Source organism: Jatrophihabitans endophyticus (genome assembly GCF_900129455.1).
GTDB classification, from domain to species: domain Bacteria; phylum Actinomycetota; class Actinomycetes; order Mycobacteriales; family Jatrophihabitantaceae; genus Jatrophihabitans; species Jatrophihabitans endophyticus.
In genome coordinates, this window is sequence record NZ_FQVU01000007.1 from 152,640 (window position 1) to 168,346 (window position 15,707).

9 protein-coding genes are annotated in these 15,707 nt (G+C 70.7%); 7 read left to right on the top strand and 2 right to left on the bottom strand.

Annotation, left to right across the window (positions count from 1 at the left end):
• Positions 1 to 92: 92 nt before the first annotated feature.
• The 7 genes from BUE29_RS20610 to BUE29_RS20640 all read left to right on the top strand — a co-directional run bounded on the left by BUE29_RS20610 (position 93) and on the right by BUE29_RS20640 (position 12,031).
• On the top strand, positions 93 to 1,085 hold the full coding sequence (locus BUE29_RS20610; protein ID WP_073392339.1) for an NAD-dependent epimerase/dehydratase family protein: 993 nt from the start codon (positions 93 to 95) through the stop codon (positions 1,083 to 1,085).
• Positions 1,086 to 1,152: 67 nt separating this feature from the next.
• The gene (locus tag BUE29_RS20615; protein WP_200800349.1) at positions 1,153 to 1,887 is read left to right on the top strand and encodes a WecB/TagA/CpsF family glycosyltransferase; all 735 of its coding nucleotides are present in this window, start codon (positions 1,153 to 1,155) and stop codon (positions 1,885 to 1,887) included.
• A 48-nt stretch (positions 1,888 to 1,935) separates the two neighbouring features.
• A complete protein-coding gene (locus tag BUE29_RS20620; RefSeq protein WP_073392341.1) occupies positions 1,936 to 3,240 on the top strand; it encodes an MATE family efflux transporter in 1,305 nt (434 codons plus the stop codon).
• A 34-nt stretch (positions 3,241 to 3,274) separates the two neighbouring features.
• A complete protein-coding gene (locus tag BUE29_RS23305) occupies positions 3,275 to 5,230 on the top strand; it encodes a hypothetical protein (RefSeq protein WP_084181588.1) in 1,956 nt (651 codons plus the stop codon).
• Positions 5,231 to 5,238: 8 nt separating this feature from the next.
• Positions 5,239 to 6,657, top strand: coding sequence for an O-antigen ligase family protein (locus BUE29_RS20630; RefSeq protein WP_073392342.1), 1,419 nt, complete (start codon positions 5,239 to 5,241; stop codon positions 6,655 to 6,657).
• 225 nt (positions 6,658 to 6,882) lie between these two features.
• Entirely contained in the window at positions 6,883 to 11,298 is a 4,416-nt protein-coding gene (locus tag BUE29_RS20635) for a PKD domain-containing protein (RefSeq protein ID WP_073392343.1), read from the top strand.
• Between the two features lie 97 nt (positions 11,299 to 11,395).
• Entirely contained in the window at positions 11,396 to 12,031 is a 636-nt protein-coding gene (locus BUE29_RS20640; protein WP_073392344.1) for a hypothetical protein, read from the top strand.
• A 7-nt stretch (positions 12,032 to 12,038) separates the two neighbouring features.
• Here BUE29_RS20640 and BUE29_RS20645 read toward each other — a convergent pair whose 3' ends face one another.
• The gene (locus BUE29_RS20645) at positions 12,039 to 13,154 is read right to left on the bottom strand and encodes a glycosyltransferase family 4 protein (RefSeq protein WP_073392345.1); all 1,116 of its coding nucleotides are present in this window, start codon (positions 13,152 to 13,154) and stop codon (positions 12,039 to 12,041) included.
• A 63-nt stretch (positions 13,155 to 13,217) separates the two neighbouring features.
• Entirely contained in the window at positions 13,218 to 15,620 is a 2,403-nt protein-coding gene (locus BUE29_RS21690; RefSeq protein ID WP_084181592.1) for a right-handed parallel beta-helix repeat-containing protein, read from the bottom strand.
• Positions 15,621 to 15,707 lie beyond the last annotated feature (87 nt).

Sequence of the window (15,707 nt, forward strand, 5' to 3'; positions counted from 1 at the left end):
GATGAGCCGTCCTGACCGTGCCGATTCACGGGGCCGGCATTCCGCCGGCGGCGAGGCCGCCGGCGTCCACAAGTCGAGTTCGGGGGAACAAGATGGTCGATCGTGTTGACGTGCTGGTGACCGGCGCGGGCGGGTTCATCGGAGGTCACCTGACCGCGGATCTGCTGCGTCAGGGCTACTCGGTCCGGGCGGTCGACAAGAAGCCGCTCGACGAGTGGTCGCAGATCGCACCCGCGGCCGATTCCCGCGTGCTGGACGTCTCGCTGCTCGAGCACGCGCGGGAGGCCGTGGCCGGTTCGACGACGGTGTACAACCTGGCCGCGGACATGGGCGGCATGGGGTTCATCGAGCGCCACAAGGCCGAGTGCATGCTGTCGGTGCTCATCAGCACGCACGTGCTGATGGCCGCGCACGAGTTCGACGTCGAGCGCTACTTCTACTCGTCGTCGGCCTGCGTCTACGCCGCCGGGCACCAGACGTCGCCCGACGTCGTGCCGCTGCGCGAGGAGGACGCCTACCCCGCCGACGCCGAGGACGGCTACGGCTGGGAGAAGCTGTTCAGCGAGCGCATGTGCCGGCACTACCTCGAGGACTTCGGTGTCGAGACCCGGGTCGCCCGCTTCCACAACGTGTACGGCCCGATCGGCACGTGGACCGGCGGCCGTGAGAAGGCGCCGGCGGCGATCTGCCGCAAGGTCGCGACGGCCGTGCTGACCGGTGACCACTCCATCGACATCTGGGGCGACGGCAACCAGACGCGCAGCTTCATGTACATCGACGACTGCGTCGCGGGGAGCCAGTTGATCCTGCGAGGCGACGACCCGCGTCCGGTCAACCTCGGCAGCGCCGAGCTGGTCTCCATCAACGGTCTCGTCGACATCGTCGAGAAGATCGCCGGCGTCGAGCTCGAGCGCCGCTACGACCTGTCCGCGCCGCAGGGCGTCCGGGGCCGCAGCAGCGACAACACCGAGATCGTCGCCCGCTACGGCTGGGAGCCCTCGATCACGCTGCTCGACGGCATGACGCGCACGTACGAGTGGGTGCACGAGCAGGTGACGCGGAGCATGCAGACCGCGGGTGTCTGAGCGCCTCGTGACCGATCAGGATTGCGACGGCGCGCGGTCGACGCTCGCGCGGTTCGAGGTGCTGGGCGTGGAGGTGACAGCCGCCTCCATGTCCAGCGCCACCGAGCAGATCTTCGCGTGGGTCGACGCGGGACGGCGTGCCTACGTGTGCGTGTCGGACACCAACGGGCTCGTCAACGCCGCCGCGGATCCCGAGCTGCTCTCGGTCTACAACGGCTCGGGGATGACACTGCCCGACGGCATGCCCCTCGTGTGGGCCGGCAAGCGTGCCGGGTTCTCGGACATGACCCGGGTGTGCGGCCCGGACCTGCTGCCCGAGACGCTGCGGCAGGCCGTCGACCGGGGACACGACTCCTTCTTCTACGGTGGCGCGCCCGGCGTCGCCGAGGAGATGGTCCAGCGGCTGCGCGCGGACATTCCGGGGCTACGGGTCGCCGGCACGGCCTCGCCGCCGTACCGGCCGATGACGCCCGACGAGGTCGCGGCCGACATCGCGGCCATCAACGAATCGGGCGCCGCGCTCGTCTGGGTGGGTCTCGGCGCGCCCAAGCAGGAGAAGTGGATGGCCGACCACATCCACCTCTTCGACCGCGCCGTGGTGATCGGGGTCGGCGCTGCGTTCGACATGCATGCCGGCCGCGTCCGGCGGGCTCCGCTGTGGGCTCAGCGGCACGGCGTCGAGTGGCTGTTTCGGCTGGCACAGGAGCCGCGCCGGCTCTGGCGGCGTTACGCACGCGCGGTGCCGACCTTCGTGTGGGGTGCGCTCCGCCAGCGGCCGCGCGCGGTCGCGTCGCGGCCCTAGAGTGGGATCGCCCCACAACGTCGGTCGAGAGTCGGACGAAGGAATCGCATGAGCACGACGGCGGTGCAGTCCGCCCGAGCCGTCGCCAAACGCCTTGGCTGGGGACTGGCCGACCAAGCCCTGAGCAGCCTGTCGAACTTCGGCGTCGGCATCATGGTGGCGCGGGTCGTGTCACCACGCGAGTTCGGCGTCTTCGCCGTGGCCTTCTCCATCTACTCGGTCATGGTGGGCGTCGTTCGCGCCATCGGCACCGACGCGTTGGTCGTCCGCTTCTCCGCCGCGGACAGCGACGCCACGCGTGACGCCTCCCGGCGGGCCGGTGGCACGGCGTTGTGGACCGGCGCCGCGGTCGGCGGTGTGCTCGTCCTCGTCGGCGTCGTCATCGGCGGCGACTTCCGTTGGTTGCTCATCGCGCTCGGCGCGACGATGCCCGGTCTGCTGCTGCAGGAAGCCTGGCGCAACATCTTCTTCGCGAGTGCCGAGGGTCGCAAGTCCTTCGTCAACGACGCCGTGTGGACCGTCCTGCTCGTGCCGGCCTTCGTCATCGCGAACGAGGTGAGCGACGCGTCGGCGAGTTCGCTCACCTTCGCCTGGGGCCTCTCGGCGTGCGTCGCCGCGTGCTTCGGCGCGGTCCAGGCGCGGTTGCTGCCCGACCCGCGGCTGGCACTGGCCTGGCTGCGGGAGAACCGAACCCTGTGGCCGCGCTTCCTCGCCGAGACCGTGCTGTTCACCGGGACGCAGCAGGTCTACCTCTTCGCGATCGGCCTGGTCTCCGGCCTCGTCGCCGTCGGGCAGCTCAAACTCGTGCAGATCGCGCTCGGCCCGGTGAACGTCGTGTCCCAGGGCATCGGCCTGGTGGCGGTTCCGGAGGCGGTGCGGGCGATGCACCGGGGGCTGCGCAGGCTGGACGCCGTCGCCGTGGCGATCTCGGTCCTCGTCGGCGGCGGTGCGCTGGCATGGGGGTTGATCCTCGGTCTCGCCCCGGCCGCCGTCACCTCGGGGCTGGTCGGCACGTCCTGGCTTGCCGCGTCGTCGTTGCTCCTGCCGCTGTCGCTCTATCAGATAGCCAACGGCTTGAACACCGGCGCGTTCGTCGGGCTGCGCGCGTTCAAGGCAGCTCGTCGCAGCCTTGCCGTCCGCGTCTTCGCCTCGTTGGCCCAGCTGGCGGGCGCACTCGTCGGTGTGGCCGTGGACGGGGCCCGCGGGGCGGCCTACGGCCTGTTCGCCGCCTCGGTCGTCTACCTGTCCGTCTGGTGGTCCGGTTACCTGACGGAGCGCTCCCGCTTCGGCGCGAACGAGGGCTCCGACGCCCCGGCCCGGCGCCACAGCGCCGATGCGTCGTCCGTGACGTAGCATCGTGCGTCGATCCCGAGTGAGGTCACCAACCTTGGACGAAGGCACGTCGCCGCGAGAGTGGATCTCGCGATTCGCGCACTGGTACTGGAAGACGATCGTCCTGTTCGGCGTCGTCGGTCTGGTCCTCGGAGCGGGTTACGGGTTGAGCCGAGCGCGGAGCTGGAGCGCCACCGCCGAGTTGATCACCGGTACCTACACGCTGCCCGCCTCGATCTCCAACGAGGCCGCGGTCAGCACGGCCGGTCCGCTCGGCCTCGAGTTGTCGGCCGACACGCAGGCGCGCATCATCGCCAGCCCGACCGTCGTCTCCATCGCCGTCGATGCGCTCGGCGACCGTGCCGGCGACGCCTCGACCTTCCTCTCCGGGGCCGCCGCCTCGGCGGTCACCGAGAACTCGTTCTCGGTCAAGGCCACCGGGTCGACCGCGAGGCAGGCGGTGTCGCGGGCCAACGCACTCGCCCGGGCCTACCTGACGTACCGGCAGAACAAGGGCCGCTCCGAACTGTTCACGCTCGGCAAGGAGGCGGCCGCCGAGGCCGCGTCCAAGACGAGGGCCGCCACCCAGCTCGGGGATCAGATCGCGAAGGCGCAACGGGAGAACTCCCGTTCGACCAGCAGTCTGCTGCAGCGTCAACAGTCGTTGCTGAGCGCCGCCGACGACTCGACGACGCGGGCGTCGCAGCTCAACTCGGCCGCGCAGGCGTTCGACGGTGGCGGCAGCGTCCCCCGGCCTGCCACCGTCGCCTCCGCGGACGAGTCACCGTCCGCGATCAGGTGGGCGGCGTTCGGCCTGCTCGGCGGGCTCGTGGCCGGTGTCGTCTTCGCGATCGTGTCGGGTCGGTTGTCCGACCGGTTGCGCTCGGACGCCGACCTCGAGCTCGCGGCGGGCGCGCCGGTCCTGCTCGATCTCCGTCACCTACGACGTCGGCAGCGGTGGCTGCCGACGCGGCGGGGCGTCGACGACAACCCGGCCGATCTGGGAGACGCGCCGGCGTTGGCTGCGCGCGCCATCGACCGGCTGCGCGACGAAGCAGGGGTGTCCGGTCACGAGGTGGTCGTGCGTCCCCTGACCACGGCGGCCGCCAACGCCCACGCGGCGATGGCGTTGGCCGCCGGGTACGTGGCCCTCGGCAACTCCGTGGAGGTCGTCGCCGCGGACGACGAGATCCCGGCCCTGCGTGCCGCAGCCACGACGTTCCAGCTGCCCCTCGCCGTCGTCGCCGAGCCGGTGGCCGGTGAGGTCGGGCGTCGCTTCGAGCAGCTCGCGCGCCTTCGCGTCGACGTCGGGGACGGGGACGCCTCGCACGATGCGGCCGAACCGACGCTCGGAGCAGCGGGCCGGCGCGGGGAGCCGGTCCGCATCTGGCTGGCGCGGGCAGAGGCGGCGAACCGGGCATCGGTGGCGCTGCCGGCCACCGCGGTGTCCGTCCTGGCGGTTGCCCGAGGCTCCGACCGTGGCGCGCTGCTGCGACAGTCCGCCGAATCGCTGCGTTACGCCGGCCTCGAACCCGCGGGTGTCGTCACCGTGCCGGCCGGCGGCGAGGTGGCGCCGCCGGCGGTCGCACTCCCGGCGACGGAGCGGACCGACCGCCCGGTACGCCCCGCGGCGCGTGCCGAGCCGGAGCCGACGGCCGTGGCAGGGCCGCAGATCTCGACGCCGGCAGCCGAGCTCGAACCGGTGGCCGGCGAACCGCCATCGCCCATCGAGCCGACCGAGCCGACCGAGCCGGTCGAGCCGGTCGAGCCGGTCGAGCCGGTCGAGCCGGTCGAGCCGGTCGAGCCGGTCGAGCCGGTCGAGCCGGTCGAGCCGGCCGAACCGACTGCCTCCGAACCCCAGCTCTCGGACGACGCGATCTCGAGCCGCGAGGACTCGGCAGCGACCGAGTCGCCTGCCCGGACAGTCGGGCCGTCCAGGTCGCCGGCCGCGGCGCGCAAGCGCTCGTCGGGCCAGACCCGACGGTCCGCACGCGGCAACAAACGGCGCTAGGGCCCGTCTTGGTCGTCGATCGGGCCACGCTCGCGCGGCCGCCGGACCGCCTCGGTGACGCGCTGCTGGGCACGCGATCCGCGACGGCCGCGCGGGTGTCCACCGCCGTCGTGACGTCGGTGTGGCTGCTGCTGCTGGTCAGCGTGCAGCCGTGGTCGAGGGCCAGCATCGGAAGCAGCGGTCAGTCGTCGAATGCCTCGAAGGGTGTGCTGGTCGCCGGCTGCCTGCTGCTCGCCATCGTCTGTGCCCGGGGCGCGATCCGGGGTCGGGTACCTGCCCTCTGGTGGTACCTGCTCGTCTACGCCGGGCTGGCGGTGGCGAGCACGATGCTCATCGGCGGGACGTTGTCGGTGGGCACCCGCGTGGTCCGCCTGCTGATCTTCCTGGTCATCCCGCTGTGCCTGTGGTCGCATCTTCGCGACTCGCGGACGCGGATCATCACGGCGATGTTCCTGTCATACCTGGTCTTCGGGGTCACGACGATCCTCGGACCCGTCCTGCTGCCCGACCGGGCGTGGCAGAACGGCACCCCGTTCTCCGCCGGCGGACGGTTGGTGGGGCCGCTGCTGCCGATGCTGCCCACGCGCATCGGCGAGATCGGCGCCGTGCTCGCCGGGTTCGCGGTGCTGCACTGGGCGTTCCGGCGCGTCAGGCCGCTGCCGGCCGGCACGGTCGCATTGCTCGGGCTCGCCCTGCTCGTGCTGAGTCGCACGAGGACGGCCACCGGAGCGCTCGGACTCGGGCTGCTGATCGCGGCGGTGGCCACGCTCCGATCGGACGGTGGCCGGCGGCTGCGGCGCTGCCTGGTCTGGGCGATCGTCGCCGCGCTGCCGGCCGTGCCGCTGATCCTGGCGTGGGTCAAGCGAGGTCAGTCGACGGATCAGTTGTCGTCGCTGACCGGTCGAACGGTCGCGTGGAACTACATCATCCATCTCCCCGTCGACACGACGACGTTGTTGCTCGGTCGCGGCCTGGGCCACACGTCGGTCTTCATCCGGCGCCCCGACAACACCCTCAGCCTCGCACCGATCGACAGCAGCTGGATCACGCTGTACTACGAGTCGGGGCTGATCGGGCTCGGCCTCGTGGCCGCCGCGTTCCTCACCACGTTGGTCATGGCGTTCCGGGCCCGCACGCCGTTCGTCCGTGCCTGCTGCGTCTTCCTGATGACCTATCTGGCGATCGACGGTGCGAGCGAGACCGGGCTGAGCGACGCCTCGCCGCTGTTGCTGATGCTGATGGTGGTGGCGCTGGCCAGCTATGCCGACCGTCGTCGGCCGGCCGCGGTGTCGGGCGGGGTTGCGCCGTGCCGGTCTCGGTTCCCGAACCCGGCTAGAGAGCGCCAGAGTTCCGCGTCGCATGCCGGTTCGGGGCGGACAAAACCGGTCAAGCGGCGCGTCGCGCCCGGCCGTTCCGTCGCGTCGTGAGCGCCGAGTTGATGGCCCTCGATGTTTGGCCTACATTAAGTCCCGGGGATTTTGTCGGGGGACTTTGGCGGGGGCCAATCAATGTTCAAGCGAGTTCTACTTTGTGCTGCGCTCATTATGGGCATTCCGGTGTTGGCCGCTGCGCCCGCCGCGAACGCCGCGGACGTGACGGGCGTTTCCGCCACCGCGTCCAGTAGTTGGCAGCCCAATGACACGGTGCGCGCCATGGCGGTCGCCAAGGGCGTGCTGTTCGTCGGCGGCGAGTTCACCAGCGTGCGCCCGCCCGGTTCGGCCGCAGGCTCGGGCGAGGTCGCGCGAAGCTACCTCGCCGCGTTCAACGCGACCACCGGCGACCTGATCACGAGCTTCAACCCGCAGCCCAACGGCAAGGTGTGGGCGCTCAAGGCCTCGCCGGACGGTTCCCGCGTCTATGTGGGCGGCGACTTCACCTCCATCGGCGGGCAGACCCACAAGCGGCTCGCGGCGATCACCGTGTCGTCGATGTCGGTCGTGTCGGCCTGGAAGCCGGACGTGTCGTACCGCGTCGAGGACATCGCGCAGTACGGCGACTCGGTGTACTTCGTCGGGCCGTTCGGCATGGTCAACACCGCCACGCGCAACAAGATGGCCGCGGTCTCGGCGTCCACTGCCGCGCTCCTCCCGTGGGACCCGAACGCCGACGGCGACAACCCCGCGGCCGTGGCGGTCTCCGAGGACGGTTCGAAGGTCTTCGTCGGTGGCGACTTCAACACGTTGCAGGGCCAGCCGGAGCGGGCCTTCGCCGCGGTGGACCCCACCACGGGGACGCCGCTCGCCTTCCCGGCGCAGTCGGCGATGCCGCCGGTGTCGAGCTACTGCGTGAGCCGAGTGCGCAACATCGTGGTCAAGGGCGACACCGTCTACGCGTCCGCCGCGGGTGACGGCGGCGGCTGCTTCGACGGCACCTTCGCCGGCAACGTCAACACCGGCGCGCTCGTGTGGCGGAGCAACTGCCTCGGCGCGACGGAGGCCATCCAGTACGTCGGGAACTGGCTGTTCAAGGGCTCGCACGCCCACGACTGCTCCGACCAGGGTGACTTCGGCCAGAACGCCGGCGTCGGTGCGGCGAACCACTTCCTGCTCGTCCAGGATCCCGCGAACGGCCGGATCGGGCCTTGGTTCCCGACCACGAACGCCGCGGCGCCGACCAACGTCGGACCGCTCGCCTTCGCGACCGACGGCACCCAGGTCTTCGTCGGCGGTGACTTCACGACGGTCAACGGCGCCGCGCAGGCGCACCTGACCCGCTTCGCCGCCACGCCGGAGACGCCGCCGGGCAAGGTGCAGACGCCGGTCGCCGGCGTCGTCGGCCCGAACGCCGTGCAGGTCACCTTCACCGCGGCTCTCGACGCCGACGACGAGGACCTGACCTACAACATCTACCGGCAGGGCACGACTGCCCCGATCAAGACGCTCACCCTCAACTCCAAGTTCTGGAACATCCCGAGCGCGCAGTTCGTGGACACGGGGCTGACGCCCGGCAGCAAGGTCTACTACCGGGTGGAGGCGACGGACGGCGTCGGATCCACGTACTCCAACTGGACCAGCGCGGTGACGGTGTCCGCGTCGGCGCCCAACTACAGCACCCTGGTCTCGGCCGACGGCGCGTCGAACTACTGGAAGCTCGATGAGACCAGCGGCACCACGGCGGCGGACAGCGGCAACCCGGCCTACCGGAGCACCGGCACCTACTCCAACGTGACGCTGGGTCAGCCCAGCGGCACCGGCGGCGTCGGGTCGGCCTCGTTCAACGGCAGCAGCAGCATCGTGAGCACCGCGCAGCTGTTCGCCGGACCGAGCACGTTCAGCGAGGAGACGTGGGTCAAGACGACCACGAACCAGGGCGGGAAGATCCTGGGCTTCGGTGACTCGCCGACGGGAACGAGCAGCAACTACGACCGTCACCTCTACATGCAGAACGACGGGCGGGTCACCTTCGGCGTCTACTCCGGTGGCACCTGGACGGTGACCAGCAAGGCCGCGCTGAACGACGGCAAGTGGCACCAGATCGTCGGCACGATGGTCAGCGGAGCGATGGTGCTCTACGTCGACGGCGTCGCCCAGGGCACGGCCGCCGCCACCGGCTCGCAGACCTTCCGGGGCTACTGGCGCATCGGGGGTGACAACATCAACGGGTGGCCCGGCCAGCCGTCGTCCAACTTCTTCAACGGCCTGATCTCGGACGTCGCGACCTACCCGGTCGTGTTGAGCCGGACGCAGGTGGCGAAGCACTACGCAGCGGCCGGCTACGCCGTGGCACCGACCTCGTCGTTCACCGTCGACTGCACCGCGAAACCCTGCTCCTTCGACGCCTCGGCATCGGACGACGTGGACGGTTCGATCACCTCCTACGCCTGGGACTTCGGCGACGGGAAGACGGTCACCACGGCAGGACCGACGACGACGCACGACTACGCCACCGCGGGCACCTACCCGGTGAAGCTCACGGTCACCGACAACTCGGGAACCACCGACACGTCGAGCCAAACGGCGACCGTTCGCCCGCAGAGCCCGTCGGACACCTACGGCAGCGCCGTCTACAAGTCGAACCCCTCGCTGTACTGGCGGCTCGACGAGACCGCCGGCTCCGCGGCAGCCGATGCCGCCGGGCCGGGCAACGGCGGCACGTACTACGGCAGCTACACGCAAGGGCAGCCGGGCGCGCTCGACGGCGGGAACGGCACCTCGGTCCGCTTCTCCGGCGGCGGGGTCTACAGCAACCAGGCGGTCGCCAACCCGACCACCTACAGCGAGGAGGCGTGGTTCAAGACGTCGACCAACGTCGGTGGCAAGATCATCGGCTTCGGGTCCTCGCAGGTCGGCGGTAGCGGCCACTACGACCGCCACGTCTACATGCAGAACGACGGCACGCTCGTCTTCGGTGCCTACAACGGCAGCGCGGCGACCGTCACGACGGCAACCGCCTACAACGACGACACCTGGCACCAGGTGGTGGCGACGATGGGCAGCGGCGGGATGGCGCTCTACGTCGACGGTCAGCTGATCGGGACGAACTCCAACACGGTCTCGGAGAACTTCACCGGGTACTGGCGGGTCGGCAACGACACGACCTGGAGCTCCAGCAGCTCGGCCTTCAACGGCTCGATCGACGAGGTGTCGGTGTACCCGACCGCCCTCACCGCGCAGGACGTCTCGTCCCACTACGCGGCGCGCAACGGCTCCAACGAACCGCCGGTGGCCTCGTTCACGGTCAACTGCACCGATCTGACGTGTTCCTTCGACGGGTCGGCGTCCTCGGACCCGGACGGCTCGATCACCAGCTACGCATGGGACTTCGGCGACGGCAGCAGCAAGACGACGACCGGACCGACGGTGGACCACGCCTACGGCAGCGCCGGCACGCGCACGGTGTCGCTCACGGTCAGCGACAACCGGCAGGCGACCGCGACCGTGACCAAGTCCGCCGTGGCCACGGCGCCGAACTCACCGCCGACGGCCAGTTTCGCGCTCAGCTGCGCAAATCTGACGTGCACGTTCGACGGCTCCGGCTCGACGGACAGCGACGGCTCGGTGACCGCGTACGCGTGGAACTTCGGCGACGGGAAGTCCGACACCACCTCGGGTGCGAAGGTCTCGCACACGTTCTCCTCGGCCGGCGACTACACCGTGGCGCTGCAGGTCGTCGACGACGACGGTGCGGTGGACTCCGTCTCGCACACGGCGACGGCGACCGCGCCCAACTCGGCACCCACCGCCCGCTTCACGGTGACGTGCACGCAGCGAGACTGCTCGTTCGACGGTTCGACCTCCGCCGACGCCGACGGGTCGGTCACCGGGTACGCGTGGAACTTCGGCGACGGGAAGACCGACACCACGTCGGGTGCCACCGTGACGCACTCCTACGCCTCGGCCGGCGACTACACGGTCACGCTCACCGTGACCGACAACGGCGGGGCGACGGACACCGTCACCCACACCGCGGCGGCCCGCGAGACCCTGGCGAGCGACGCGTTCGACCGCACCGTCACGAACGGGCTGGGCACGGCCGACACGGGTGGTGCGTGGAAGCTCGGCGCCGGGAGCGCGTCGCGCTACTCCGTGTCCGGCGGCGCGGCGAAGTTCCAGTCGCTGACCGCGGGGGCGCAGACCGCGCAGTACCTCACCGGTGTCTCGACGACGTCCGCCGACGTCGTAGCGGGCTTCACGACGGACAAGGCAGCGACGGGCGGCGGCATGTACGTCTCGGTCGAGGGTCGTCGCGTCGTCGGCACCGGCATCTACCAGGCAAAGGTCAGGCTGCTCGCCGGCGGTGCGGTGTCGATCGGCCTCGAGCGGGTCGACGCGAACGGCACGCCGACGCAGATCGCGGCACAGACGACGATCGCCGGGCTCACCTACACGCCGGGCACGGTGCTGCGGTTGCGGGTCCAGGTGACCGGGACGTCGCCGACGTCGGTGCGTGCGCGGGTCTGGAACTCGTCCGTCGCGGAGCCGACGGCGTGGCAGGTGACAGCCACCGACAGCACGGCGGGGCTGCAGGCGGCCGGCACCATCGGCCTGGCGTTCATCTCGTCGGGCAGCTCGACGAACGCCCCGGTGGTCGCGAGCTTCACCAATCTGTCGGCGGTCAAGCCGTCCTGAACCGGATCCGGACGTCGCTCGGACGGCCTTATTGTTGAGGTCCGTCCGAGCGGCGCCGGTCCGGCGGACGCAGCCGATGAACCAGCGGAGGAATGCCGTGCCCACCACCACGAGGACGGGTCCGCGTCTGCCGTTCGGCATCGCGGCGAGCGTGGCGGCGGTGGCGGTGTTCGTCGCGGCCTGCGACGGCGGGAGCGGCAAGGACGCCGCGACGACGACTCCCGCCAGCGCGGGGTCGTCGGTGGTCTCCGAGAGCCCGGCGTCGTCGAGTTCGACGCCGGGCCGGACCACCGCGCCGCCGCGCTCGTCCGCGTCCGGGACGGGCGGCGCCTCCTCGCCCACGACGACGCCGCCCACGCCGCTGGCTACGGGCAGCTGGGACAAGACGTATCACCCGTTGCCCGCGGGCGCGACGGTGCCACGTGGGTCGGCGCTGCGCTTCCTGCAGATGAAGTACGACGTGATCAACGGCGGTTGGAACCTGCGTGGGGCATTCCGCCACCCGGGGCGTGGTGCCGGGCCGATCATCTACTTCGCGCTCGCGTCGGCTTCGGGGCGTGCCGGCGCAGCGACCCCGTTCCGACTGACGACGACCGACAACCTGCAGGTCTTCCTCGTCGGCGTCCGCTCGCCGCGTCCCCGCTCCGTGGTCGTGTTCGGGGCGACACGCGACGGGGGTCAGGGGAGTCGGCTGCTGACGGTGCGCATTCCCGGGTCCGCCTTCGCGAACTGAGTGCGGGTCAGGCTGCGACCGACCGCACCAACTCGGCGTACTGCCGGGCGACCGTGGTGGGGGAGAACCGCTCGCGCAGCGACTGTGCCTGGGCCTCGCTCGGCCGCACGGCGTCCGGCTCGTCGAGCACGGACACCAGCGCGTCGGCGAGCTCGGCGACCGACATCGGGTCCTGCACGTAGACCGGGAGATCACCGCCGACCTCGGGTATCGAGCCGCACCGTGTCGTCACGGTGGGAACGCCGAGACCGAGGGCCTCGATGACGGGCAGGCCGAAGCCCTCGAACAGCGACGGGAAGGCGAAGACCGCCGCGGCCCGGTAGAGCGCACCCAACACGGCGTCGTCGACGAATCCGGTGTAGGTCACGCGCGGCCCGGTCTCGGCGGGGTCGAGCCGCACCGCCGACGCGCGCCCCACCATCGCGTCGCGGTCCTGCCCGACGAGCACCAGGTCGACGTCGTGCCGCCGCGCGATCGACTCGTGGGCCGCGATCAGGGTCTGCAGGTTCTTGTGCCGGTACGGTGCCGCGACCGACAGGATGAACGGCCGGTCGCGTCCGAACGGGGTGTCGCGCTGCCCGTCGTCGACCAGCAGCCGGCGGAAGGAGACGGCGTTCGGGATCACGGTGATCTTGTCGCTGATGCGTGGCCCGTGCAGGCGAGCGAGATCCTGTGCGGTGAACTCGGAGATCGCCACGATCGCGTCCGCACGTCGTGCGGTGTGCGCGTGAGCGCGGGCGAGCCAGGTCCGCTTCACGGTGGAGAAGTTCTCCGGGTAATGCGCGTACTGCGCGTCGTGGATCACCGTGACCGCCGGCGCGCGCAATCCGGCAGGGGTCGCGTAGTTCAGGTGCAGCCACGCGGCGGGCTGGCGACGCGCCGAGAGCGCCACCGGCTCGTACGCCATCCGGTTCAGCCGGCGGACGTCTCGCAGCGTGTGCTCGCGGACCGGGGCTAGGTCACTGCGCGTGACCAGCGGCTCACGGTCGTAGACGACCCACTCCTCGGTGGCGCGGGCCTCCGTCCGCAATCCCTCGAGCAGGTTGACCGTCGCCTGTTCGGCCCCACCGACGCGGCCGTGGCGCACGAAGCACGCGTTGACGCCGTAGCTGATCGGTGACATCCACACTTCCTGGGACTGGCTCGACTGGATATGGATCGTACCGAAGGCCGCGGATCCGGTCCGCTAGTACGCGACGATGAAGCGGTCGTAGCGGACCTGCACCTTCTCCGAGGCTCGTGCCCGTGACGACAGCCCCTGGGTGACGCCGACTCCACCGGAGTGCTGCAGCGCCGGCGTCGAGTCCTTCGCCGTCACGCGCACGGCCGAACCGGCGCCCGAACCGTGGACGACGGTCATCGACAGTGCCGTCGGGTACGTCCCCTTCACCGAGAACGAGGCGGCGATGGGGGAGCCGGTCGAGAAGCGGGTGCCGAGGAAGACCTCCGTGCCGATGATGCGCGCCGCACCGTGGTTCAACCGGTAGATGATCGCGCTGATCTTGCCGTTCGGTAGGACGCGGACGGTGCCCTGGTACTGCACGTTCTTGGCGATCACGCGCGCGTCCAGGCTGAGATAGGTCCCCGTTCCCCCGATCGTGCCGAGGACGCGGTGCCGGCTGGTGAGCGTCACGTTCGTCTTGCGGATGCCCTGGAGTGTGTTGTCCAACCAGACCCCCCGCGAGAGGGCGGCGACGCCACGGTTTCCGCTCGCGCGGAGCTGCTGGGCCTTGTTGGTCCAGGCGTGGCCGTGGGTGGAACCCCAACCCTTGCTCACGCGGCGCGCGAAGGTGTCGGTCACCTTCCCGCCGGTGAGCGAGATCGTCGGCAGCGTGGGCTTCGGCGTCGGCACGGACGTGGGCGGTGTCGTGGTGGGCACGGATGTGGGCGGTGTCGTGGTGGGCACGGACGTGGGCGGTGTCGTGGTGGGCACGGACGTGGGGGGAGTCGTGGTGCTCGGGTCCGGGGTGGGGGTGGTGCTGGTCGGGTCCGGGGTGGGGGGGGTGGTGCTCGGGTCCGGCGTGGGCGTCGGTGTGGGGGGCGTCGTCGACGGGTCCGGGGTCGGTGTGGGCGTGGGGGCCGTCGTCGACGGGGTCGGGGTGGGCGTCGCCTCCGAGTAGCGCCGGACCGAACCGGTGCTGTCCTGGGTGCTCTGCCACTGCGCGAAGGTCAGGGCACCGCCGACCTGGTAGAAGCGCTTGTCGACCGTGCTTGCGAGCAGGTAGCGGTTCGCGTTGAACCGCAGGTTGTTGGCGGTGACGATGTCGGTGATCCCGCTGTTCTGGACCACGCCCGTGGCGCCCCCGTCGTGCATGTCGACCGTGTTGGCCGTGACCGACACGTCCGCCAGGTGATAGCTCTCCCCGCTGGGCGCGGCCTTGCGATTGCGGTCCTGCAGCGCGATGCCGTTGAGGTTCCCGCTGATCGAGTTGCCCGAGATCGAGACCTGGCTCGCGTTGGAGATGTTGACCCCACCGCCGCTGTACAGCGACGTTCCCGACGTGCGTCCGAGGTGCAGGGCGTTGTCGGAGATCTGGTTGTCGGAGATGACGCCGTTCTTGCTGATCTCGAAGCGGACGCCGTCGGCGTCGTTGTCACGGATGACGTTCTGGTCGATGGTGATCCCGTAGGTGTAGGAGTCCGCCCACACCCCGACGCCCTTGTTGGCCGCCACCACGTTCTTCGAGAACAGCGCGGTGGACTCGGCGAACTTGATCCCGCCCGACTGCCCGTCGGCGATCCAGTACCCGTCGGTGTTGTTGTTCGAGATGGTGTTGCCGCTGATGACGACGCCCGTCGACTTCCACTGCGAGACGCCGGTCTCGCCGTTGCTGTCGATCGTGTTCGACAGGATCCGTGCGTCGTCGCTGAGGGCGAGCTGGATCCCCACGTTGTGGTTCCAGCGCACGACGTTGTTCTGGACCGTCCAGCGGGGGCCGCAGACCATGACCGCCCCACGCTGGTAGAGCGACGCGAACCCCTCGATCGTGAATCCCTCGACGACCACGTCGGAGGACGAGGACTGGATGCCGATCCGGGTGCGCGAGAGCTCGGCCTGCCCGGGGGCCGGGGCGACACCGAGGTAGATGTCGTTGGTGTCGTAGTCGGCGTAGTAGCTCGAGGCGGTGACGGTGGCGGCACTGCTGGCCCTGCTGAGCAGCCGACCGTTCACCCGGAGCGTCTCGGCGAGCCGGCAGTCGTTGCTGGTCGTGCTCTCGCAGACCCCGCCGTCGGAGTAGGCCGCGGGGAGGTAGCCGTGGGCGACGTAGCGCGCGCCCGACGCCGCCCAGCTGTCGACGGCGACCGCGCCCGAGAGGACGGCGCCGGGCTCGCCGCGCAGCGTCTGTCCCTGCCGCGGGGCCAGCGGCGCCGTCACCCGGTACACGCCCGCGGCGAAGCAGACGACCGAGCCGTTCGCGCCGGAGTTGACCGCGGCGCGGAAGTTCGACGAGGGCGTCACGGTGACGGTGCAGGCCGTCGACGCCGCGGCGGTCGCGGACCCGAAGGCGGGAATCGCGAGGGCGGGCACAGCGACGGCGAGCGCGACTGCGGCGACGCGCAGCCGTGCGAGGGTGCGGGTGGGGGACATGCGGTCTCTTTCGGTGACCCCAGTGGTGCCCCCCGCGGGCGACTAACCCCTCGTACCTTGCCAGCGGTCGCGAAAGGTGTCCATACC

What these genes read in the sequence shown, in the direction of transcription:
- BUE29_RS20645 (WP_073392345.1), bottom strand. Translation starts at nt 13,154, where the DNA reads ATGTCACCGATCAGCTACGGCGTCAACGCGTGCTTCGTGCGCCACGGC.
- BUE29_RS21690 (WP_084181592.1), bottom strand. Translation starts at nt 15,620, where the DNA reads ATGTCCCCCACCCGCACCCTCGCACGGCTGCGCGTCGCCGCAGTCGCG.
- BUE29_RS20610 (WP_073392339.1), top strand. Translation starts at nt 93, where the DNA reads ATGGTCGATCGTGTTGACGTGCTGGTGACCGGCGCGGGCGGGTTCATC.
- BUE29_RS20635 (WP_073392343.1), top strand. Translation starts at nt 6,883, where the DNA reads ATGGCGGTCGCCAAGGGCGTGCTGTTCGTCGGCGGCGAGTTCACCAGC.
- BUE29_RS20620 (WP_073392341.1), top strand. Translation starts at nt 1,936, where the DNA reads ATGAGCACGACGGCGGTGCAGTCCGCCCGAGCCGTCGCCAAACGCCTT.